The following is a 286-nucleotide window of genomic DNA, read 5'->3' on the forward strand; positions in this document are numbered from 1 at the left end:
CCGCAAGCACGTCCGTGTGGGCTCGGCTCGCGCATCCCTGCGCTCGACGGTCCGCTAAGCCAACGGTCCCCGCCTGGCCTCAGGCTACGTAGTCGCTGCAAAAAACGCCCCACGCCCGGCCCTGGCTTACAACATTTTCGGCCGATAAGGCCGTCGTAAACACATCAGGTTTTGACTTTAGCCACTGCCAGAGAACACGCAGACCACTCCGCAGCCAGAAGGCGGTGTTGCGGAGCAGATAAGCCGGGTCTCTGCCGCAGGGATGCGGCAGTGAAGCCCCCAGGGA

General features: G+C 63.3%; 1 protein-coding gene. It reads right to left on the minus strand.

Features of this window, described 5'->3' with window-relative positions; translation table 11 throughout:
• Positions 1–79 precede the first annotated feature (79 nt).
• Positions 80–286 (minus strand): hypothetical protein (locus A1830_RS24135; RefSeq protein ID WP_231877689.1); only part of this gene is annotated, 207 nt, incomplete at its 5' end.

It is taken from the genome of Erwinia sp. ErVv1, from assembly GCF_900068895.1.
Taxonomy (GTDB): domain Bacteria; phylum Pseudomonadota; class Gammaproteobacteria; order Enterobacterales; family Enterobacteriaceae; genus Erwinia.